Origin of the sequence: Streptomyces subrutilus, from assembly GCF_008704535.1 — a bacterium.
Taxonomy (GTDB): domain Bacteria; phylum Actinomycetota; class Actinomycetes; order Streptomycetales; family Streptomycetaceae; genus Streptomyces; species Streptomyces subrutilus.
Genome location: NZ_CP023701.1, coordinates 1,936,436 through 1,959,533 on the forward strand (window position 1 = coordinate 1,936,436; position 23,098 = coordinate 1,959,533).

At 68.4% G+C, this 23,098-nt stretch carries 12 protein-coding genes; 7 read left to right on the forward strand and 5 right to left on the reverse strand.

The genetic code is table 11. The features are described from left to right. Nucleotides 1-24 precede the first annotated feature (24 nt). The 3 genes from ngcE to CP968_RS08300 all read right to left on the reverse strand — a co-directional run bounded on the left by ngcE (nucleotide 25) and on the right by CP968_RS08300 (nucleotide 5,691). Nucleotides 25-1,476, reverse strand: a complete 1,452-nt coding sequence (ngcE, locus tag CP968_RS08290) for an N-acetylglucosamine/diacetylchitobiose ABC transporter substrate-binding protein (protein WP_150517382.1) — start codon at nucleotides 1,474-1,476, stop codon at nucleotides 25-27. Nucleotides 1,477-1,817: 341 nt separating this feature from the next. Further along, nucleotides 1,818-4,532 carry an aconitate hydratase AcnA gene (acnA, locus tag CP968_RS08295; RefSeq protein ID WP_150517383.1) on the reverse strand — a complete coding sequence of 905 codons (2,715 nt, stop codon included), beginning with the start codon at nucleotides 4,530-4,532 and terminating at the stop codon, nucleotides 1,818-1,820. Between the two features lie 154 nt (nucleotides 4,533-4,686). Then, the gene (locus CP968_RS08300) at nucleotides 4,687-5,691 is read right to left on the reverse strand and encodes a LacI family DNA-binding transcriptional regulator (protein WP_150517384.1); all 1,005 of its coding nucleotides are present in this window, start codon (nucleotides 5,689-5,691) and stop codon (nucleotides 4,687-4,689) included. Between the two features lie 106 nt (nucleotides 5,692-5,797). Between CP968_RS08300 and CP968_RS08305 the strand changes: the two genes are divergently transcribed. Together CP968_RS08305 and CP968_RS08310 are read left to right on the forward strand one after the other, a co-directional pair. Further along, a complete protein-coding gene (locus CP968_RS08305; RefSeq protein WP_229886180.1) occupies nucleotides 5,798-7,762 on the forward strand; it encodes an amidohydrolase in 1,965 nt (654 codons plus the stop codon). Nucleotides 7,763-8,156: 394 nt separating this feature from the next. Further along, entirely contained in the window at nucleotides 8,157-9,686 is a 1,530-nt protein-coding gene (locus tag CP968_RS08310) for a helix-turn-helix domain-containing protein (RefSeq protein WP_150517385.1), read from the forward strand. A gap of 566 nt (nucleotides 9,687-10,252) precedes the next feature. Here CP968_RS08310 and CP968_RS34730 read toward each other — a convergent pair. Continuing rightward, complete coding sequence (locus CP968_RS34730) at nucleotides 10,253-11,176, reverse strand: hypothetical protein (protein ID WP_229886179.1); 924 nt, start codon at nucleotides 11,174-11,176, stop codon at nucleotides 10,253-10,255. A 232-nt stretch (nucleotides 11,177-11,408) separates the two neighbouring features. Here CP968_RS34730 and CP968_RS34735 point away from each other — a divergent pair, with 232 nt between their 5' ends. Next, nucleotides 11,409-12,470, forward strand: a complete 1,062-nt coding sequence (locus tag CP968_RS34735; RefSeq protein ID WP_229886177.1) for a hypothetical protein — start codon at nucleotides 11,409-11,411, stop codon at nucleotides 12,468-12,470. Nucleotides 12,471-12,750: 280 nt separating this feature from the next. On the opposite strand, the gene CP968_RS34740 is transcribed toward CP968_RS34735, so the two are convergent. After that, nucleotides 12,751-13,350: a hypothetical protein gene (locus CP968_RS34740; protein WP_229886175.1), complete on the reverse strand. Its 600-nt coding sequence runs from the start codon at nucleotides 13,348-13,350 to the stop codon at nucleotides 12,751-12,753. Between the two features lie 1,116 nt (nucleotides 13,351-14,466). On the opposite strand from CP968_RS34740, the gene CP968_RS08325 reads away from it, so the two are divergent. From CP968_RS08325 to CP968_RS08340, 4 genes are all read left to right on the forward strand, one after another. After that, nucleotides 14,467-17,919, forward strand: a complete 3,453-nt coding sequence (locus tag CP968_RS08325) for a helicase-related protein (RefSeq protein WP_150517386.1) — start codon at nucleotides 14,467-14,469, stop codon at nucleotides 17,917-17,919. A gap of 26 nt (nucleotides 17,920-17,945) precedes the next feature. Next, complete coding sequence (locus tag CP968_RS08330; protein WP_150517387.1) at nucleotides 17,946-19,817, forward strand: hypothetical protein; 1,872 nt, start codon at nucleotides 17,946-17,948, stop codon at nucleotides 19,815-19,817. A gap of 77 nt (nucleotides 19,818-19,894) precedes the next feature. After that, a complete protein-coding gene (locus CP968_RS08335) occupies nucleotides 19,895-21,439 on the forward strand; it encodes a hypothetical protein (RefSeq protein WP_150517388.1) in 1,545 nt (514 codons plus the stop codon). Between the two features lie 182 nt (nucleotides 21,440-21,621). After that, on the forward strand, nucleotides 21,622-23,097 hold the full coding sequence (locus CP968_RS08340) for an ATP-binding protein (protein WP_097891610.1): 1,476 nt from the start codon (nucleotides 21,622-21,624) through the stop codon (nucleotides 23,095-23,097). The last annotated feature ends 1 nt before the right edge of the window (nucleotide 23,098 follow it).

Sequence of the window (23,098 nt, forward strand, 5' to 3'; positions counted from 1 at the left end):
GCCGGGTGACCGGTGGACGCGGCGTCAGCTGCGGCGGTTGTTCTTGGCGTTGGGGTCCTTGGCCGCCTTGTCTACCGCAGCCTGGGCGCGCTTGATCCACTCCTTCGGCTGGATCCGCTGCGCCATCAGCTCATTGGACGCGTTCTCGATCTCGGTGCCCATCTCGCTGTACCACTCGGTGTACAGGTAGTTGAAGGTGTTGTCACCGGCGCCCTTGAGCGCTTCCACGGCCGACTGGGTGCCCGGGCGGAGCTTGACCGCCGGGTCCACGCCGTCCTTGACCACGGTGAGCGAGTTGGCCTGCTGGGCGAAGATCGTCGACCATTCGCGCGACAGCATGGAGCGGAGGAACTCCAGTCCGCCGGCCTTGTTGGCGGCCTTCTCCGGGACGATGAAGGGCTCGCCGGCTCCGGCCCGGATGGCCTCGAAGGGCAGCTTGCTGTCGGCGAGCACCGGGACCGGGAGGAACTTCATGTCGAAGTCGTCCGGGGTCTGCTTCAGCTGCTCGTTCTCCAGCCAGGAACCGGAGGGGATGAAGGCGGCCTTGTACTGGTTCCAGGCCGTCTGGGACTCGGTGTGGGTGAGGCCGTTGGTGCCCGGCATCAAGAGGCCCTTCTCGACCACCTCGTAGACCGCCTCGACGGCGGCGAGGGCGACCGGGCTGCCCTCGAAGGCGTTCGGCTCCAGGTTGTCGATCGCCTTCATGGCGTCCAGGCCGCCCTTCTTGGCGATCAGGTCCATGATGACGACGTTGATGTAGTACGGGAACTTGCCCTGGTGGGCGAGGCCGCCGATGCCCGCCTCCTTGGCCTTGGTGCAGACGGCGAGGAACTCGTCCCAGGTCTTCGGCGGGGTCCAGCCCTTCTCCTTGAAGAGCTTGCCCGAGTACCAGAGGCCGAAGACCGTGTACACGTAGTTCAGCGCGACGAACTTGCCGCCCTGGGTACCCTGCTCGACGGTGCCGGCGATCAGGGTGTCGCGGACCTTCTTCGCCGGGTCGTCCAGCGAGGGGGCGTCGAGGAGCACGGCGAGGTCGGCGAGCTGGCCGCCCTTGGCGAGCACGTCGAGCTTGATCTGCTGGGCGCCGGCGTCGTCGACGACGTCCGGCGGGTTGCCGCCGTTGAAGCGCGGCTGGAGCTTGGCGGTGATCTCCTGGGTGCCCAGGTGGGAGCTGGTGGTGCCCCACTTCTTGTCGAAGGCGGCCTCCCATGCCTTCGCGTAGTCGTCGCCGAACCCGCCCTTGAAGACCACGACGTCGAGCTTGCCGCCCTTGGCCACGCCGAAGGGGTTCTCCTTGGTGACCGCTCCCTTGGGGGCGCCGCCCTTGGTGGCCGACTCGTCACCGCCGGCGGCGCACGCGGAGAGGAAGCTCATCGTCGGCACGGCGATCAGGCCGAGTGCGGCGGATCGCTTGATCAGGTCGCGGCGGCCGAGACCGTCGGTGCTGTTCTCGCCGTGGGCGGAGGTGGATCCCATGCTCAAGTCCTCGCCTTCGTCAGAAGTGTGAAGGAGGGGGAAGTCGCAGCAGTTGCCGTACGTGCGGCATCACCGCAGGTCCCCGCCGTCCCCCGGTCCGGGGCCGCTCGATGCGCGGTGGTCCGGACGGGCACAGGTATAGTCCACTTCCGCTCGTGTGAGCAAGATCATGCACAAGGATCAGCCCCGGCTTTTCCGAGTTGAGACCTCACCGTCACCTGATCCGGCCGCCGAAGGCACCGGAACAAACGGAAGGGCCGTATCCCCTTTTTCGGGGATACGGCCCTATGGTGCCGACAAGCGGAGCCGAGTCGACTGATTCGGCTCCGCCTGGCGCGCCCCTAGCCTCGGATGAGGTTGCGGAGCACGTACTGCATGATGCCGCCGTTGCGGTAGTAGTCCGCCTCGCCCGGCGTGTCGATGCGCACGACCGCGTCGAACTCCACACCGGTGTCGGTGGTCACCTTGACGGTGCGCGGGGTGGTGCCGTTGTTGAGCTCCTCCACACCGGTGAAGGCGAAGGTCTCCTCGCCGGTGAGGCCCAGGGAGGCCGCGGTGGCGCCCTCGGGGAACTGCAGGGGCAGGACGCCCATGCCAATCAGGTTGGAGCGGTGGATGCGCTCGTAGGACTCGGCGATGACGGCCTTCACGCCGAGCAGCGCGGTGCCCTTGGCCGCCCAGTCGCGGGAGGAGCCGGAGCCGTACTCCTTGCCCGCCAGGATGACCAGCGGGATGCCGGCGGCCTGGTAGTTCTGCGAGGCGTCGTAGATGAAGGAGACCGGCGCGCCCTCGACGGTGAAGTCGCGGGTGAAGCCGCCCTCGGTGCCCGCGGCGATCTGGTTGCGCAGGCGGATGTTGGCGAACGTACCGCGGATCATGACCTCGTGGTTGCCGCGGCGGGAGCCGTACGAGTTGAAGTCGCGGCGCTCGACGCCGTGCTCGGTGAGGTACGTGCCGGCCGGGGTGTCGGCCTTGATGGCGCCGGCCGGGGAGATGTGGTCGGTGGTGACCGAGTCGCCCAGCTTCGCCAGCACGCGGGCGCCGGCGATGTCGGAGACCGGGGTGGTCTCCATCGTCATGCCCTCGAAGTACGGGGGCTTGCGCACGTAGGTGGACTGCGGGTCCCACTCGAAGGTGTTGCCGGTCGGGATCTCCAGCGCCTGCCACTGGGCGTCGCCCGCGAAGACGTCCTGGTAGGACTTGTTGAACATGTCCTCGCCGATGGCGTTCGCCACGACGTCGTTGACCTCGGCCTCGGAGGGCCAGATGTCCGCGAGGTAGACCGGCTTGCCGTCCGTGTCGGTGCCCAGGGCGTCCCGGGTGATGTCCACCTTCATGGAGCCCGCGATGGCGTACGCGACGACCAGCGGCGGGGAGGCCAGGTAGTTCATCTTGACGTCGGGGTTGATGCGGCCCTCGAAGTTGCGGTTGCCCGAGAGCACCGAGGTGACGGCGAGGTCGGCCTCGTTGATCGCCTTCGAGATCTCCTCGTCCAGCGGACCGGAGTTGCCGATGCAGGTGGTGCAGCCGTAGCCGACGAGGTTGAAGCCCAGCTTGTCCAGGTACGGGGTCAGGCCGGCCTTGTCGAAGTAGTCGGTGACGACCTTCGAGCCCGGGGCCAGGGTGGTCTTGACCCAGGGCTTGCGGGTCAGGCCCTTCTCGGCCGCCTTCTTCGCCACGAGCGCCGCGGCGACCATGACGTAGGGGTTCGAGGTGTTGGTGCAGGAGGTGATCGCGGCGACGGTGACGGCGCCGTGGTCGATCTCGAAGGAGGTGCCGTCGGCCAGCGTGACCGGGGTGGGCTTGGTGGGCACGCCGTTGGCGGCGGCCGGGGAGTCGGACGCGGGGAAGGACTCCTTGCCGGCCTCCTCGTCGTCGCTGACGTAGTTGCGCACGTCGACCGCGAACTGCTCCGCGGCGTTCGCGAGGACGATGCGGTCCTGCGGGCGCTTCGGGCCGGCGATGGAGGGGACGACCGTGGAGAGGTCGAGCTCCAGCTTCTCGGAGAAGTCGGGCTCGGCGGCCGGGTCCAGCCACAGGCCCTGGGCCTTGGCGTAGGCCTCGACGAGCGCGACCTGCTGGGCGTCGCGGCCGGTCAGGCGCAGGTACTTCAGCGTCTCCTCGTCGATCGGGAAGATCGCGGCGGTGGAGCCGAACTCCGGCGACATGTTGCCGATGGTGGCGCGGTTCGCGAGCGAGGTGGCGGCGACGCCCTCGCCGTAGAACTCGACGAACTTGCCGACGACGCCGTGCTTGCGCAGCATCTCGGTGATGGTCAGCACGAGGTCGGTGGCGGTGGTGCCGGCCGGCAGCTCGCCGGTCAGCTTGAAGCCGACGACCCGCGGGATCAGCATGGAGACCGGCTGGCCGAGCATCGCGGCCTCGGCCTCGATGCCGCCGACGCCCCAGCCCAGCACGCCCAGGCCGTTGACCATGGTGGTGTGCGAGTCGGTGCCGACGAGGGTGTCGGGGTAGGCCTGGCCGCCCCGGACCATGACCGTGCGGGCCAGGTGCTCGATGTTGACCTGGTGGACGATGCCGGTGCCCGGGGGGACGACCTTGAACTCGTCGAAGGCGGTCTGACCCCAGCGCAGGAACTGGTAGCGCTCCTTGTTGCGGCCGTACTCCAGCTCGACGTTCTGGGCGAACGCCTCGTGGGTGCCGAACTTGTCCGCGATCACCGAGTGGTCGATCACGAGCTCGGCCGGAGCCAGCGGGTTGATCTTGGACGCGTCGCCGCCGAGCGCCTTCACGGCCTCGCGCATGGTGGCGAGGTCCACGACGCAGGGGACGCCGGTGAAGTCCTGCATGATCACGCGAGCCGGCGTGAACTGGATCTCCTCGCTGGGCTGGGCCTGCGAGTCCCAGTTGCCCAGCGACCGGATGTGGTCGGCGGTGATGTTCGCGCCGTCCTCGGTGCGGAGCAGGTTCTCCAGCAGGACCTTCAGGCTGTAGGGAAGGCGGGCGGAGCCCTCGACCTTGTCCAGCTTGAAGATCTCGTACGACTCGTCGCCCACCTGCAGCGTGCTGCGGGCGTCGAAGCTGTTCGCCGACACGACAGTCTCCTTCATGCATGAATTCGCGCGTTTTACCGCAATCCTGCCGCGTGGCGCTCTGGCCAATCCGCTAAGGTGAGGCTAAGTTAGGTAACCCTTACTAGCGGGACGGCTGCGGTTCGCCTGGGGCAGATATCTCGATGTCGAGATAACTCTAGTACATGTCCGGGGGCCGGGACGAGGTGCGCACCCTCAGTCCTGTCGCCACCGTGCGCTGCCCCGGCGATTCCGCTTGTCCGGATTCGATGATCCCGACCAGCGCGGACACCGCCACGACCGCGATCCGCTCGGGGTTCAGGGTGACGGTGGTCACGGCGGGCTCGTGGTCCGCGTACCCCGCGTCCTCGCTGGCGCAGACCAGCAGCAGGCCCTGCGGCGTCCGGATTCCGTGCCGGGCGGCCGCCGCGAGCACCTGGTGTCCCCCGGGGTCGTAGACGCTGTAGACGGCGTCCGGGCGGTCCGGCGCGGCGAAGGCCGCGTCGAAGGCGTGTCCGGCCGTGTCCGCCGGGTCGAAGGGGATCACCAGGGCCGGTACGCCGCGCTCCGCGCACCACTGGGCGTAGGCCGAGGTGACGGCCGCGGTGTAGTGCTCCCGCCCGTACCCGGAATGCAGGGCGGGGCGGCGGGCCCCGGACGCGGCGAGGTGGTCGAGCACGGCCCGGGTGGTGGCGGTGTGGTCGTTGTCCACCCACACGTCGTCGGGCCGGGGCGCGGCGGGCCGCCCGTCGAAGACCACCGGCAGCCCGCGCGCCCGCAGGGCCCGGAGCACCAGGTCCCCGTCCGGGCTGTCGAGCAGCAGCATGCCGTCGACGGCCAGGGTGTGCCAGAGCGGCTCGGCCCCGCGGTCGGCGGGCAGGGTGGTCAGCGCGTAGCCGCGGGCGTGCGCGGCGGAGGTGGCGGCGGTCAGCAGCCGGGAGAAGTAGGCGACGCCCGCGAAGTCCCAGGCCGAACCGGCGTACGTGGTGACGGCGAGGCCGAGGGTGCGGGTGCGCGTACGGGGGCCGCGGGCTCCGTAGCCGAGGGCGGCGGCCGTGTCGCGGACCCGGCGGCGGGTGCCGTCGGCGAGCCGGCCGGTGCCGTTCAGCGCGTGCGAGACGGTCGCGGTGGAGACCTCGGCGGCGCGCGCGATGTCGGCGATGGTCGGTCCCGGTCCTGGCACGCGGTCATCGTACGGAGCGGGGCTGCGGATTCCGTGGGCCGGAGCGGGTTCCGGTTACGGCCTTAACCAAAGAGTGTCCTGGCCACGTCCAACGTTTGGAGTGGTCATGACGGATTCTTCCCTGACGCCGGCGCAGCCCGGCCCCCGCCCCCTGTCACGGCGGGGGCTGCTGGCGGCGGCCGGAGCCGCCGGGGCGGCGGGCCTGGTGGGCGCGACGGCCGGCCCGGCGACGGCTGCGCCTTCGGCATCGGCATCGGCATCGGCATCGGCATCGGCATCGGGGCGCGGTTCGGCCGCGCTGGTCGTCCGCAACGCACGGGTGTTCAGCGGGGTGACGCGGGGCCGCCCCGCGCAGGCGGTGGCCGTCGGGCGGGACGGGAGGATCCTGGCCACGGGCCCGGACGCGGAGCTGCGCCGGTACGTGGGCCGGGACACCGAGGTGGTCGACGCAGGCGGGAACACCGTGATGAGCGGCATCCACGACGGGCACGTGCACCCGCTGGGCGCCGGCGACCGGTCGCTGCGGCCCTCGCTGGAGGGCGCGGAGACCACCGTGGCCGAACTCCTCGCGCTCCTCGGCGGCTTCCTCGCCGACACCGGGGGCGCGGGGGCCGAACCGGACGGCTGGCTGGTCGTGGAGGACTGGAACCCGGTCGGGCTGCTGCCGGCGGGCACGGCCGCGCACCACACCCTGCTGGACGCGCTGGCGACCCGCAGGCCGGTGGTCCTGGTCGGCGGCGACGGACACAACCTGTGGGCCAACCGCCGGGCCCTGGACCTCGCCGGCATCACCGCGGCCACCCCCGACCCGGTGGGCGGCCGGATCGTGAAGGGCGCGGACGGGCAGCCGACGGGCGTGCTCAAGGACGACGCGCAGGACCTGGTCAAGCGGCACGTCCCGGAACCCTCCCGGGCCGAACTGGTCACGGCGTGCGCCCGGGTGCTGGAACTGGCCGCCGCCTCCGGGGTCACCACGATGATGGACGCCCTGGTGGGACGGCACGAACTGGAGCTCTACCGGGACCTGGCGGGCTCGGGCCGGCTGCCGCAGCGGATCGTCCCGGCGCTGCGGCTCGACGCGGCGCAGGCGAAGGACCCGGCGGGCGCCCTGGCGTACGCGCGCGGCCTGCGGCGGGAGTTCGACGGGGTGGCGGGCCTGCGGTTCGGGATGGTGAAGGTGTTCCTTGACGGGGTGATCGAGTACCCGGCGCAGACCGCCGCGCTGCTGGAGCCGTACCTGGACGGGTCGGGCCGGCCGACCGGCAACCGCGGCGAGCTCTACACCTCGGCGGCGGACTACGGCCGGCTGACGGCCGCCTTCAACACCGCCGGGTGGCAGCTGCACGCCCACGGGCTGGGCGACCGGGCGGTGCGCACCGCCCTGGACGGCTACGCGTACGCCCGACGGGCGACCGGGCTGCGCGACCCGCGCAACGCGGTCGCGCACCTCCAGCTCGTGGACCCGGCGGACCTGCGGCGCTTCGCGGAACTCGGGGTGGCCGCCTGCATGCAGCTCCAGTGGGCGGCCCGGGACACCTGGACCGTGGAGGCGCTGCTGCCGTACATCGGGCCGCGGCGGCACCGGTGGATGTATCCGGCGCGCAGCCTGCAGAAGGCGGGGGCCCGGCTGTCCGGCGGCTCCGACTGGCCGGTGGACGCCCTCCAGGTGTGGAACCAGCTGCGCACGGCCGTCGACCGGCAGGGCGCGCACGGTACGGGCGGGCTGTACCGGGAGCTGGAGGGGCTGGACCGGAGCACGGTGCTGCGGATGCACACGTCCGGGACGGCGTGGCAGCTGCGGCAGGAGGGGCTGACGGGGACGGTGGAACAGGGCCGGGCCGCCGACCTGGTGGTGCTGGACCGGGATGTGACCCGCTGCCCGGTGGCCGACATCAGCGGGACGCAGGTGCGGATGACCCTGGTCGGCGGCCGGGTGGTGCACGACGCGGAGTCGTCGGCGGGACGGACGGCCGCGGCCCGCCTGGCCCGCGGCACGTCCGCACCGCGCCCGTCCGCGTACGCGTCGGTCCACGGCGGCCGCCACCGCGCCTGCGGCTGCACCGGGGGGTGAGGGGAGCGGGGCGGGGGGCCGAGGCTGGGCCGGGTCGGGTCGGGGTCGGGTCGGGTCGGGTCGAATTTGAGTCGCGCCCAGAGAATGGGGACGAATTCCGCCGAATTGGCCCGGCCAGTCCCCCAACGCACGCACCCGGAGCATCCGTCCACGGGAAGGCGACAAATAGCCCCATGTCCACCCGAACAGCACCCGACCGGCACCCGACCGGCACGCGTTCACCCGTTCGGCCGTTCCGCCGCGCGCCGCTCCCCCGCGGCGCGCACCCTGGAAGCCGACGGACGCCCCGGGCCAACGGGTGTCCGTCGGCACGCCGACGAGATCTGACGGTGGGTAACACCCGTTCGCCACACCCGGCGCGAGCGACATCTCATATCTGAGATACCGTTCACCCATGGCAGACGACTACCTCGTACGCATCGGCAAGCTCATCCGTGACGCCCGGCAGCACCGCGGCTGGACACAGAGTCAGCTCGCCGACGCGCTCGGCACCAGCCAGAGCGCCGTGAACCGGATCGAGCGCGGCAACCAGAACATCAGCCTTGAGATGATCGCCCGGATCGGCGAAGCCCTCGACAGCGAGATCGTCTCTCTGGGCTACGCCGGTCCGATGCACCTGCGGGTCGTCGGCGGCCGTCGGCTGTCCGGTGCCATCGACGTCAAGACGAGCAAGAACGCGTGCGTCGCCCTGCTCTGCGCCTCCCTGCTCAACAAGGGCCGCACCACGCTGCGGCGCGTGGCCCGGATCGAGGAGGTCTACCGCCTCCTGGAGGTCCTGAACTCCATCGGTGTCCGCACCCGCTGGATCAACGGCGGCGTCGACCTGGAAATCGTCCCGCCGGCCCGCCTCGACATGGAGGCCATGGACGCGGACGCGGCGCGCCGGACCCGGAGCATCATCATGTTCCTGGGCCCCCTGCTCCACCGGATGGACCACTTCCGCCTGCCCTACGCGGGCGGCTGCGACCTCGGTACCCGCACCATCGAGCCGCACATGATCGCGCTGCGCCGCTTCGGGCTCGACATCACCGCCACCGAGGGCATCTACCACGCGCAGGTCGAGGCGGGCGTCTCGCCCGACCGCCCGATCGTGCTGACCGAACGCGGGGACACGGTCACCGAGAACGCGCTGCTGGCCGCGGCCCGGCACGCCGGCGTCACCGTCATCCGCAACGCCTCCTCCAACTACATGGTCCAGGACCTGTGCTTCTTCCTGGAGGCGCTGGGCGTCAAGGTCGAGGGCATCGGGACCACCACCCTCACGGTCCACGGCATCGCGAACATCGACGTGGACGTCGACTACTCCCCCTCCGAGGACCCGGTCGAGGCGATGAGCCTGCTGGCCGCCGCGGTCGTCACGGAGTCGGAGCTGACCATCCGCCGGGTCCCGATCGAGTTCATGGAGATCGAGCTCGCCGTCCTGGAGGAGATGGGCCTGGACCACGACCGCTCGGCGGAGTACGTGGCCGACAACGGCCGCACCCGCCTCGTCGACCTCACGGTCCGCCCGTCCAAGCTCGAAGCCCCGATCGACAAGATCCACCCGATGCCGTTCCCCGGGCTGAACATCGACAACGTCCCGTTCTTCGCGGCCATCGCCGCCGTCGCCCAGGGCCAGACCCTGATCCACGACTGGGTCTACGACAACCGCGCGATCTATCTCACCGACCTCAACCGCCTCGGCGGCCGCCTCCAGCTCCTGGACCCGCACCGCGTCCTGGTCGAGGGCCCCACCCGCTGGCGCGCAGCCGAGATGATGTGCCCCCCGGCCCTGCGCCCGGCCGTGGTGGTCCTCCTGGCGATGATGGCGGCCGAGGGCACCTCGGTGCTCCGCAACGTCTACGTCATCAACCGCGGCTACGAGGAACTGGCCGAACGCCTCAACTCGGTGGGCGCCCAGATCGAGATCTTCCGCGACATCTGACGGGCGGGGTGTCGTGCTCCTTGGTGGCAAGGGGCACGACACCTCAATATGCCATCTGACCTGCGGATACCTACCTTCACTACCCTCCACTGATCTCTGTAGTTTTTCAGCACCTTGTGCAACGCTGGTGCAAGATGATCCTGCATCCATGACGGCGCGTCAGGGCAACCTGATGGTCCGTCACTCTTTACGCAGAGTTATCGCCGAAGCGACCTCGCAATGTCCGGCGTCGGTCGCGTCACGTTGGGCCGACGAGCCGAACCGCTATCCACCTGCGGCTGGCGAGCAGGCCGGGCACTCGTCCTCGAACAGCGCCACCAGCGTCTCGCGCTTGTCGGCTTTCGCGCAGGTACGAGGAACGACAGTCCCCCGCAAGCAGGCCGTACCAGCCAGTCAAACATCGTGATCAACGACCACCGCAGGAAACGCGGCTTGATCAATTTGACTATGCGTCACAGCGCCTGACAGCGTTCCGCATCTCGGAACAACCGGGAACAACTGGGGGGTTGGCAATGGGACGTCACTACACCGCGTCGAAAAGTCGTTCGCAGGGGCGAGACGGATGGTCAGTTATCTTCCGGCACCCGAGTCGACTTGATCCGGCGACCGGTAAACAGGGGCGGCGTGTCCGACGAGGACTGGGAACGAGCGTCGACGAGGAGGCTGACGTCCTCGTCGAACAACTGAATCAGATCCTTCAGGACGAAGGACTGTGGGAGTCGCAGGCCCGGTCGAAAGCAATCGCGCTGTACGACCAGCGGATCGTCGATGTCTTCTACGACGGACTCGAAGCCACCCGCACAGACTTCAGAGGACTGCGCGAAGAATTTCTGCCTCTGCCGACCTTGGCTGATGGATACCCCCATGTCCTCCTGTTGGGTACGACAGGTGCCGGGAAAACCACGGCGGTGCGGCAACTGCTCGGCACAGATCCCGGCACCGAGCGTTTCCCGTCCACGTCGACGGCGAAGACCACGGTGGCCGATACCGAGATCATCCCGACGGAGGACGGTCCTTACCAGGCTGCGGTCACCTTCGCCGCTCGAGATGAGGTGATCGATCACCTCACGGACAACGTGTCCTCCGCTGCATTGGCAATCTTCCAGGGGAAGTCGAACAGCGAAGCACTGAGGCGACTTCTGGATCACGTGAACCAGCGCTTCCGGTTCAGCTACACACTCGGCCGGCCGACCCTGACATCCGATGACGACGACATGCCGGATGACGAGGACGAGACGGACGAGGACCCGACTGCGCTCGAAGCCGACGAACTCGCCGCCATCGACAGTGACGCGACCGCCGCCATGCTCATCACGGCCGTGGCCGAGCTGCGAAGGTTGGTGGCGGAACAGAAGCAGGGTGCCCTTGCGGACCTGCAGCCGCAGGCGGGTGACGACGAGCGTGTCATCGAGGAACTCCTGGAAGAAGTGCTCGACTCCTCGCTCCGTCAGCTGGAGGAGTTCCACATCATCGTCGACAACATGCTCCACGAGATCGAACTCCGTTTCGCACTCCTCACGGAGGGCGAACTCCGGCGCACGCGTCAGGGGTGGCCGCTCACCTGGACGCTGTCGACCGAGGACCGTGGCGCGTTCCTCAAGTCGGTCACGTGGCTTTCCAGCAACTACGCTCCGCTCTTCGGCCGGTTGCTCACGCCACTCGTCAACGGTATCCGAGTGGGGGGGGCCTTTTACTTCCTCGTGGGCAGATGCGCCCCAACGGATGGTCCTCATCGACCTGGAGGGTCTGGGGCATACGCCGAAGTCGGCGTCCACGCTCTCCACCGATCTGGCCAAACGACTCGACGAAGTCGATGCCATCCTCCTGGTGGACAATGCCACCGCTCCCATGCAGGCAGCCCCGGCCGCAGCTTTGAAGTCCATCGCCGTTTCGGGGAACACAAGCAAGCTGAGCTTCCTGTTCACCCATTTCGACCGCATGAGAGCCGACAACCTTCCGAGTTTCGCGGACCGGGAGGAGCATGTTCGCGCCTCGGCGGAAAACATGCTCAGCTCCATCGGGGAGGAGCTGGGTACGACAGCAGAGCGGGGAATCCGACGGCGACTGGAGCGACGCTGCTACTTCGTCGGTGGAATGCACAAGCCACTACGCCCCGTCAGCAACAGTGCCAGACGCACCATCAGTCAGCTTGAGGCATTGACACGACAACTCGCCGAGGGTGAGAAGTCGGTGCCACTGGGGCCGGCGAAGCCGGTCTTCGACCGGATGGATCTGGCCCTCGCCGTGACCAAAGCGGCGAGCACCTACCGTGCTCGATGGCGTGGGCTTCTCGGTCTCGAGTCGAACTCGAAAGAGCATTGGACGCGGATCAAGGCACTTTCCAGGCGGCTCGGTGAATGGGGTTGGGACGAGTACGACACACTCAAACCTGTCGCTGAACTCCGCAATGAGCTTCAGGTGCAGATCATGTGGCTGCTTGAGCGTCCCGTGCGCTGGGAAGGGGAATCTCCGACCGGTGAGCAGCGGGACGCGATCGTCGAAGAGATCAGCAGCGCCATCACCAGCAAGATCTACGCTCTGACGGAAAAACGCATCAAAACGGATGTTCAGAGTGCCTGGCTGGATGCCTACTGCCAGCAAGGAAAGGGCTCCACCTTCATTCGGGCGGAGATCATCGACTCCGACGTGCTGGAGCGTGGCGCTCCCATCCCCACCGCCACCCCGTCACGCGATGGTAACGGCCTGCTGCATGCCATGTCCGCTCTCGTGGACCAGGTGATCGAGGAACAGGACCTGTTCCGCTGGAACGGTCACCGATCCTAGGCAATAGCGCGGACATGTCGGTCAAGTACAAGGAGACCGCCAGCGGCGGCCTCGCGGTGAACATCATCGAGTGTTAGGCATGTAGGCCCTGACCAGCGCGTTCGTACCTTTCCGCGCTGTCAGGGCCTTCCCTGCTTGCACAGCGGAAAGTCCCTGGAAACCCCCTGGGACAGACGTGAAAGTCCCTGAAAAGTCCCTGGGCTGTGCCATGTCCTGAGACCCGGTCGGATGCGGCCCGAGTCACCTCTCGGTCGCCAGCGCACAACGCCGTCCAAGCAGATCAGGACTCCAGCTGCGGAGCGCACGCGTGCGGTCGCATCGCACGGAGTCGCGCCTCGACGTCGGCGACGACCAGCTTGGATTCCTCGGTCGGGCGTCCCACTGGGTCGGCGAGCGGACATGTCATGACCCTCACCGCGAGTCCGTCGAGATCGACCATCGTCGCCACTTCCGCGCGCTGACGGGAGTCGTAGCGGGTGAAGTCGTCACACGCTTCGACCAGAGCGACGAACGACGGCAGCCGGGCCGTCAGCTCGGACCGCAGATCCTGGATGACGCGTTGCACCTCCTCGGAGTGCTCGTGCAGCGCGAGCGCCTCGTCCCGTCTCTGCTTGACGGCGGCTTCGCGCCGTTCCAGTCCTCGCGCCTCATCCTGCTGGCCGTCCCCGAACGTTTGGATCCGCCACGTCGCAGCGACTTGGTAGGTGATCTTGGCTGACTTGAATTCGATCTTGCCCAGCACCTTCCTGCCGGCTGCTCGCCCGCCACCGCCGACCGCGACAGCCCCGCGGCCAAACCATGCTTCCGCCGCGTTCCGGGCTGCGGCCCCACGAAGCGTCTTGATCGCCCTGCCCGTGGATGCGGAGCCGAATTCCTGCACCGCTCGATAGGACCCCGACTTGGCAGCGTGACCGACAGCGAGACGGGAGCGCGACGAACAGAACCACACGACCCGCCATGCGAGCGGCCGGCAACACGGCGATACCCCCCGTTCGCCTTGGCTCGACACCCCCCTCACGGCTCACAGTGGACATCTCGATCGTCGCCAGAGCGAAGTGATCCACGTTCTTCAGACGCCCGTAAACATCACGGGAGGGAAGAACGGCCACTTCGCAGAGCATCTGCCGAGCCTCGTTCAGGGCAATGCAGTCCTCAGCGGCTTGCTGATCGAGCTCCTGCGTAGCCTCTTGCAAATGCCTTGCGCATCTTCCGGTTTCTACGGACGAGCCCTACGGCGTCGACTACGTCGATGGTCACGTTGCCCCCCACATGCTTTTGTATGAGCGTAGTTGAGATCGCCGAGTCGCGTCTCGGCGTTCGGCTACGCCGAAGTCACGCAGGTCGACTTGATCGTTCTCGGCCCTCCGCCCGTTGATGCGAAGACGCCGTCGGCCCTTGGCATCCGCGGGCACGTACGACGGCAGCCGTAACGTGCTTCCGACGTGGGCCGAAGGACTTGCCCGCAGTCTTCGTCCGCCTCTCGATTGCGTTCTGCCAGTCAGCATCGTTCGCAACCGCTGCCTGACGGCGCTCGGCCTGTCAGTCAGCCAGGAGCTTGCTGCACCGTCCTGGGATCACCGGGTAATGGTGTTCAGCCGTTCGCCCTGAGGAGACGGGGCGTCAACCTGCACCCCTTCGGCAGTCGACCGATTCAGCCAAGAGTTCGGTCCGTTCCGAACAGATTCGATCAACTTGGTTTATCGGCTTGTAACTTGCTTCGCTCCGAGCTCATCCTGATCAGGTTCGGAGAAGCAGAGGATGTCCGGCCACGGCGTCGTGCCATGGCGGCTTCTGACTCGCGGACCCTGGAGATTCCCGTGGACACCCCTGTCCTGCGGGCCGGTTGTGCATGCTCGTCGCCGCCGGCACGTACCTCGGAGCCGCCTCGGCTCCCCCGTCGCTCGTTCGTGAGCGACGGCGCCAGTCTGCTGCTCAGGCCCTCCTGCAGCGCCTCCTCCCTGTCGGCGACCTACGCCGAGGCTGGAGGAGGGACGCCGTGACCACACCGCCGTTCAAGCCGAGCGTTACCCAGCAAACGGCTCTCGTCGAGCACCTCGTGAGCGCGGTGGTCACCGACGCGACAGGCGAGGCACAGGGCGACGTCTGCCTCGGCGAACCTCCCAGCGCGCGCTACTTCATGGAGAGCCTCGGCCCCCACGCCGTCGAGCCGGGTGGCGCCGCCCCCAGGTACGGTCGGATGACTCCGGACAGCCTCGGGTTCGAGTTCGAGGCCGAGAACGCCAGCTCCGTCATGGTCAGGGCGAAGGCGTCCTTCTACTACGCGGCCCTGCCGACCCGAGCGGAGCAGCTGGAGTGGGCCGGCGACCGCGAGGAGCCGTACCGGCTGGCGCCGTTGTTCAGGCGGCTTGACGTGGCGGTCGGCCCCGTGGAGATCGTCCTCGGTCAGGCCGGCCTCCGTCAGACTCTGGAGGGTGAGTTCCGGCACGCCTTCGCGGGGGCCGTCGAGCTGGCGCTCCGTGATCCGCGTATCGACCGTCGCGTGGGCAACGACCGGCGGGAGCGTCTGGTGCCTCCCGCAGCGATGGAGGACGACAGGTCATTCGAGCAGTGGCTGGCCCGGGAGGTGGCCGGGGATCCTGTGATGCCGGCCCCCGCAGCACACGTCGTCATCACGTCGAGGCCGGTGGCCCCGGGACGGCTCCGGGTGACCGCGACCCTGCAGAACCTCGCCGCGGACCCGGTCGTGACCGTCCAGGGAAAGGGCAGGAACGCGGGCCGCAGCCGCCGCGACGAGGCGAGGGACAACGCCCTGTTCCGCGCGGGGCTGGAGATCGACGGTGACCGTCTCCTGCCCATCGTGATGGATCTCGGTGCCGACGCCTACCGCTACTCGGGGGACCTGGGAGCATACGCGAACAACTGCGGTGTCGAGCCGCGGTGGCACGACGGCCGGCTCGTCTCCGTCCGCAGCGTGCCCGTGCCGCAGCACGACACCCATCGCGCGGTGGCCCGTGCTGACGAACGCTGGGGCTACTCGGCGCTCGCTGCGGACCCGCTGCCGGTTCTGGAGGAGCTCGCCGACGAGATGGAGGCGTATCTCGACGCCCCCGCGTGGAGCACGGAGGACCTCCAGGACAGGCCGGAACTGGCCCGCCGGAAGGAGTCCGACCGCCAGGCCGCCGCGTTGGAGGTCGCCCGCTTCCGCGACGGCATCGCGTGGCTGCGGCGGGATGACCGTCTGCTGACCGCGTTCCAGCTCGCGAACGAGTCCATGACGGAGCTCAACACGCGGTCAAAGCGGCCGAACCGGGGGTGGCGCCTCTTCCAGCTCGTGGCCATCGTGAGCCAGCTCGGCGCCCTGGCCTGGCGGGAGCACCCCCAGGAGCTCTTCACGCCGGGACTCTGGGGTGACGACCAGGACGTGGATCCCACCGAAGCGGCGACCGTCGTCTGGTACCCGACCGGGGGCGGCAAGACGGAGGCCTATCTCGGCTTGGTCCTCGTGTGCATGTTCTACGACCGGACCAGAGGAAAGGAGGTCGGGGTCTCGGCCTGGTGCCGCTTCCCACTCCGGCTCCTCACCCTCCAGCAGACACAGCGGCAACTCGACGTCATTGCTGCCGCTGACATCGTCCGAGGCCGCAACGCCGACCGCATCAAGGAGGTCGGCGGCAATCCCGGGTGGCCCTTCTTCATCGGTTTCTACGCCGGCGGAGGCAACACCCCCAACTCGCTCACCTCCGATCGCACGCTCGACCGCCTTCGGTCGAGCGAGGCAGAGCGGCATGCGTACCGACTCGTACACGACTGCCCCTACTGCGGTGAACGGTCGGTACACATCCCGCCCCCCGATCCCCAGGAGCTCAGGCTCAAGCACGTCTGCGGCAACGAGCAGTGCGGGAAGGTCCTGCCCATCGTCGTGGTGGACACCGAGATCTACCGCTACCTGCCCACGGTCGTGGTCGGCACCTTGGACAAGCTGGCCAACGTCGGGCTGTCGGACAAGTTCGGCGCGCTCCTGGGGGACGTCGACTGCTGGTGCACGCCGCACGGGTTCGGTCGGGGCGGGAAGTGCCACGAGCGCCACGCGCCCGGTCATCCGAAGACGGCTCCCGGGCCACTGAAGGCACCTCTCTACGACCCCTCCCCCTCCCTGGAGATCATCGACGAACTGCACATGGTCAACGAGGAGCTCGGGGCCTTCTCGGGGCACTACGAGGGGCTCCTGGCAGAAGTGCAGCGCACCCTGACGTCGAGGCACCGGGCCGACGGACGAGCAGTCCGCATGAAGGTGGTGGCGACGACCGCCACCATCCGGGGCGAGGACCGCCAGAGCGAGCATCTCTTCGGCCTCAGGTCCGTCGTCGTGCCTCTCCCGGGACCGAACCTCGACGAGAGCTTCTACTGGCGTCTGGACCGAGGGCTCCCCCTCCGTCGTTTCGTCGGGGTCATGCCGACCCGGGGAACTGCGGAGATGACGCTGGTCAGGATCCTGACCTCCGCACACCGAGCCCTGTGGAAGCTCGAGCAGCGCCGTGAGCTGCCGCCGGCCTTCGAGGCATGGCCGGAGGAGGAGCTTCGTGCGGTCGTCGACCTGTACCGCACGAGCCTCACGTACGCCACCACGCTCGTCGACTTCGGCCGTATCCGCCGCTCGCTGGACACGCAGGTCAACGAAGCGCTGCGCCGGGAGGGTTATCCGGACCTCCGCGTGGCCGAGCTGAAGAGCGAGACGCGCCTGGACGAGGTGCGTGGCGTCTTGGACGACCTGAGCAGCACCAACGGCGAGACAGGCATGGTCGTGGCCACGAGCATGGTGAGCCACGGGGTCGACGTGGACCGACTGAACTTCATGCTGTTCAACGGCATGCCCAGGTCGATGGCGGAGTACATCCAGGCGTCCTCACGAGTCGGCCGCGCACACCACGGACTCGTGTTCATGCTCTTCAACCCGGTACGAGAGCGGGACCGCTCGCACTACCGGTACCACGGCAAGTTCCACGAGTACCTGGACCGCATGGTCGAACCTGTGGCGATCAATCGCTGGAGCCGGTTCGCGGTGCGCAGGACCCTTCCCGGAATTCTCATGGGTCACCTGCTCCAGATCGCCAACCGCGACTGGTGGCAGGCGGGCAACGCCCCGGGGCATCTGCACGACCTCTCCAAGATGCAGGCCGCTCTCCGCGATCCCTCCCGTGGCGGCCTGGAGGGCGTCCAGCTCACCGAGCTGCTCGAGGCGCTCCATGCGGTCTTCCAGTCCCATCGGCCGGAAGGACAAGAACTCCGGGGCGACTTGGAGCAGATGGTGAAGGACGCGATCGCCAGCCTCCGTTCTGCAGGCGCCTCTGCCGCCCTCGCTGGCGGGAACAACCGGGGGTACCGCGCGACGGGCGACTACCTGGGACTCGAGCACCGCCCGATGACGAGTCTCCGCGACGTCTCCGAGGGCATCCCGTTCCACGTCGTGTCCGACAGCCGGAGGTCGTGATGGCGTTCAACCCCAGGAACGACGAGATGTCGCGCGACCGTGGCCAGGTCCTCTTCCGGTTCCGGCCCGGCCAGACCTTCGACCACCGCGCCGGCTACACCGCGCAGGTGATTCAGCTCGGGCGTGACGAGGAGTTCGACGGCCCCTCCCTGGATCGTGACCACCTCGTTCAGGAGGCGATGCGGTTCGTTCGCAGATGGCGGGCCGCCGGACGTGCGTTCGTCGCCGGATCCGACCGGGCCCCTGAGTTCCCCGGGGACCAGGACAGACTCGCCGATCGCCACTACGAGGTCGTGGTCCCGGGCAAGGTCTTCTGCCGCATCTGGCCCCGGGTGGTGCGCTGCTCCAGGGCAGGATGCGGGCACGTCTGGACGGCCAGCGACCCACGGCCCGGAACCGACGACTGGCCGCCGGCCTGCCCGGCCTGCGGCGGCGTCGTCGGCAACCGGCAGCTCCAGTTCGTCTTCGCGCACAAGTGCGGGGAGACGTCACCCATGTACCCTCCGAGCAAGTGTCCCAGGGGGCACACCCGGTTCAGGCTCGACGACCGCGCCAGCCGGTTCCTGGACTTCCGGTGGGAGTGCATGACCTGTGGCTTCCCGCTGGGCGTGCAGTGGAGTTGCAGCAACTCCTCGTGCAGCTACCCGGACAAGTTCATGAACCCCCTCCTTCACTCCGCGGGAACCGCGCACGTCGGCCACGGGCTCACCCTCGTGAACGTGACCACGACGGAGGAGGCGACCCGGCAGAGCAATCCCCTGTACACCGCGGCCGTACTCGGCTGGTGGCTCGGGGAGATCACCGAGGACGAGTTCCGTCGGCTCACGGACGGACACACGGTCGATGTCCCCGACGAGGTCGTCGAGAGCATCCGGGTGATGGAGGATGCCGGTCTGCACGACCAGGCGCGTGCTCTGCGGGCACGCTTCATGCCGGTCGAAGTGGACCATCTGCGGGACCGGGTGGGTAAGGCCCTCGGGCTCGACACGGGGAGTGACGACGCCCGCGGGCTCGCAACCGAGCTGCACACCTACCGTCGCGTTCTGAACCTGAAACGCCTCGGGGTCCCCCGACTGCAGCGAGAAGCGCGCAACCCGGAGCGGCTTGCCCTCTACGAACGCTACCCCGGAGTCCTGGCAGCTGCCGGTCTCAGCCGTGACACCTGCCTGGTAAGTGATCTCCCGATCACGTACCTCGCGATCGGCTACAGCCGGACCGGCTTCAGCCCCGAGGAGGCGGACCTGGTGCCCTACCGGGGTCGCGTTTCACGGAGTGCTCCCGAGAAGACCCTTCTCTACGCGCACCCCACCCAGGCGGAAGCGCTGCTCTTCCCGGTGGACCGGGACCGGGTGAGCCGTTGGATGGTCCGCAATGATCTCGTAAGCCAACGCACTCTTGATGACGCCGGGGGCGTCGCCCAGTGGCTCGTTCATCAGCTCGGTCCGAGTAACGGCCAGGCTCTCTCCCACGAGGTACGACCTGCTCCGGGACACCCCGACCTGCCGGTGCACGAGCTGTTCGGTCTGCTGCACTCCCTGTCGCACCAGATCCTGCGGGCGCTGGCGGTCGACAGCGGGTACAGCGAGACGAGCCTGTCCGAGTACCTGTTCCCGTACGACCTGGCCTTCGCCGTCTATCCCAACGGGGGCAGCGACTTCAGCCTGGGTGCGATGCGGACCGTTTTGGAGCAGAACCTCGACGCCGTCGTGAGTCGCGCCGTCGACAACGACTCGTGCCTGTACGACCCCAACTGCATGATCACGAACGAGGGTGCCGACCACGGCTGCCTGCAGCTACCCGAGACGGCCTGCCAGTCCTGGAACAGGAACCTCTCCCGCTGGCACCTGTTCGGTTCCCCGGACGGTTCGAGAGTCGGGTACTGGGACCCGACTCTCTGAGCCCGAGGACCGTCCCCGCCCCGCCCTGTCGACAACGCAGGGCTCCCGACCACCGAAGTGCACGAGTGGAGCTCTGCGTGAGACCAGAACAGGACCTGCTGGGCATCCTTGCCGACGCTCGGGACCGGGCCCGAACGCTGCACGGATGGAACTCCGGTCCGGAGCGGATCTACGATCTGCTCCGGACCGCGACCAAAGTCCGCGCGATGGAGATCAGCGCGGGAGTCACGACAGACGTGCCGTGGGAAAGCGTTCTCGCGCAACTCGTCGCGTGGCATCACGACCAACCCGTCGGCACTGGTGCGTGCTCGGAAGAGGACGCCGCCGAGATCGTCCTCGCTGCAGTGGCAGCTCAGCGGTTCGACCCTCTGGAGGCCAGCATCCGGAGCGGCGTCTACGAGGTACACATGACGAGAGGCGACTTTCGCGTGCGTCACCGCTGGGACGCCTCGGCCGAGGTAGCCGACATGCTCCTCGAGCAGGACGCGCGACCCACGGGCGTACCCCCGCTCTCCGACGTGGAGCGAAAGTGGATCTCGTCCCAAGTCGTCGGCTCCCGTAGTGGTCCACCGCTGGAGGTCCTCGAGGCCGCCGTCCAGCGGGCAGCTGCAACGATCGAGGTGTACCGGCAGTCGGTACCCGAGGGCCAGGTTCCCGACTCCTTCCAACTCGGAGAGGGAATGACCGCCGGTGACATGACCAGCGTCTTGGCCGTGATCACGGGAATCGCCTCTCTGAGTGAGCACACTGCGCACAGGCTCTCCCGTCTGGAGGCGACGCTCGCGCACATGCCGACCTCCCAACTGCGCGCCGTCATCGCGGAGATGTGCCCGAACGTGTCGGAGGCGCACCAGGCTCTGGTGGTGGAGAGACTCACCTACCGACCCGGCAGGTCCTGTAGGACCTCCCCCTTGATCAGCCACGACGGCGTCGTGATCATCTGTCCGCCCCTCCTGACGCCGAGGGCCGTGGACGCGATCATGCTTCGCTCAGCTACTCATGCGCCTGGTGGATTCGGCCGCATCGGAAGGGAGCAGGGTGCACGTGCGACAGCTTGGGCTGACTGGCTGCGCGCCGCTCCGGGCGCCTTGGTAGCCGAGCGCGTCCCGGCCGCCAGGACCGACGGCGCGTCTGCCGGCGATCTGGACGTGCTCGTCGTGGACCCGGCCCGTCGGCTCGGCCTCTGTCTCGAGATCAAGTGGCCGATCGAAGCCCTGTCCCTGCACGAGGGCACGAAGGTAGAGAGCTGGATCAGTTCTGCAGCACGGCAGTTGGACCGTCTCAGAGGCGAGCTCCGATCGGGTGCCGCGAGTGCTCGTCTGCCGAGAAGCTGGCCCTCGTTCGACTCGATCAGCTGGACCTGGTGCGTCGGCACGCCGCAGCAGCTCACCACGCGCCCTCTTCCCGTTCCGGACATGCACGCCACCTCTCTCCGTTACGTGCAGGCGCTGGGGACGCCGCCCGACCTCGGTTCCTTGGTGACCGCCCTGAGGAGCCCGGATCTCCCGGCCAGAGGGGTGCACTTCGACGTGCGGAAACGGTCGATCTCCGTGGGCCGACACCGAGTACACGTCGACGCGCTCGGGATACGCACGAGCTCCTGGCGCCCCCGCTTCGGGTAGCGAGTCAGCCTGGACATCGACTGTCTGACGCGTCATGTGAACTCGTCCGGTCAACCAGCCGAACCGCTAAGAGCGCGGTGCTTGTGCGTCCTCTCGGGACGGCGATACATCCCCTGCAGGTAGCGATGCCGGTGGATAATCATATCCATCACCAGAACTCGGAAGTAGGCTGGAAAATCGGCGTGACGTATGACATCGCGGCTCCGGAGCCGGCGGGCCTGGTCGCCTCCCTCAGTTCTCTCGGGTACTCGCTTCCTGCCGCCATCGCGGACCTCGTGGACAACAGCATCTCCGCCGGAGCGTCAACGGTCGACGTCGAGTTCACCTGGGCCGGAAAGGACTCGTGGATCGCCGTCGCAGACGACGGTGCCGGGATGACGGCCGAGGACCTCGTGACCGCCATGACCGTCGCCGCGCGCGGACCCGCGGCAACCCGCAGTGCCACCGATCTCGGGCGTTTCGGCGTGGGTCTCAAGTCCGCGTCCTTCTCCCAGGCCCGGCAGCTCAGCGTCGCCACCGCGAGGTCCGGCGAATGGCACGTGCGCACCTGGGACCTCGACGTCGTCGAGACCTCCGGTCAGTGGCGGCTGCTCCGCGGCGCGGACGAGGCGACGACCGAACTGCTGGAGCGGATCCGGGGGACGGCGGACCACGGGACGGTCGTGTTGTGGCGGCGCCTGAACGGCTACCACGGCGGCGCGGTGACGGTGGAGGACGAACGGACACAGAAGCAGTTCTACGCGGAGTCCGCGCGCACCGAGTCCCACCTGGGGATGGTCTTCGCGCGGTTCCTCACCGGAGGCCGCCGGCTCAACCTCCGGGTGTCCGGTACCCCCGTCACGCCCTGGGATCCCTTCCTCGCCCGCCACCCGTCCGTACAGCCACTTCCCGTCGAGCGCCTGCCGCTGGGATCGGGTTCCGTACGGGTGGAGGCGTTCGTCCTCCCGAGCGCTCAGAGGCTCACCCCGGACGAGTACGAGAAGGCCGGAGGCCCACGTGGATGGCTGGACCAGCAGGGGTTCTACGTCTACCGCCGGAACCGTCTGATCCTGGCGGGCGACTGGCTCGGACAACGCGGGCTACGCCGCGAGGAGAAGTACAACCTGGCCCGGATCGCCGTGGACATCCCCGCCGAGACCGACGTCGAGTGGATGGTCGACGTGCGGAAGTCCAGCGTCGTGCCGCCCGTCGCACTTCGTTCCCACCTGCGACGCATCGCCCTGCAGGCCAGGAGACGAGCCTCCGACGTGCTGCGGTACCGCGGGCAGATCGCGGCGCGCACGCACGGGGACCCGCTGCTGTACGCGTGGAACGTGCGTCGGTCCGAGGACCGGGTCACCTGCCGGGTCAACCGTGGTCATCCCCTCGTGAAGGCGGCGCTGCGTGCCGGCGGTGCGAGCCCGGACGACGTTCGTGCCCTGATCCGCCTGCTCGAGGAGACCGTGCCGGTCACCGCCCTCCGTGTGATGCACGAGACGGACACCAGCGACGACCCCGAGCCCTTCGGCGGCCCCGGTCCCGCCGACGCAGGGGCCATGGAGGTCGCACAGCGGATCTACGAGGCGTTGGTCTCGGACGGCCGTTCCCCTGCGGCCGCCCGCGAACGCCTGCGGACCATGCCCCCCTTCGACCAGATGCAGGGCTTCTGGAACGGGTGAG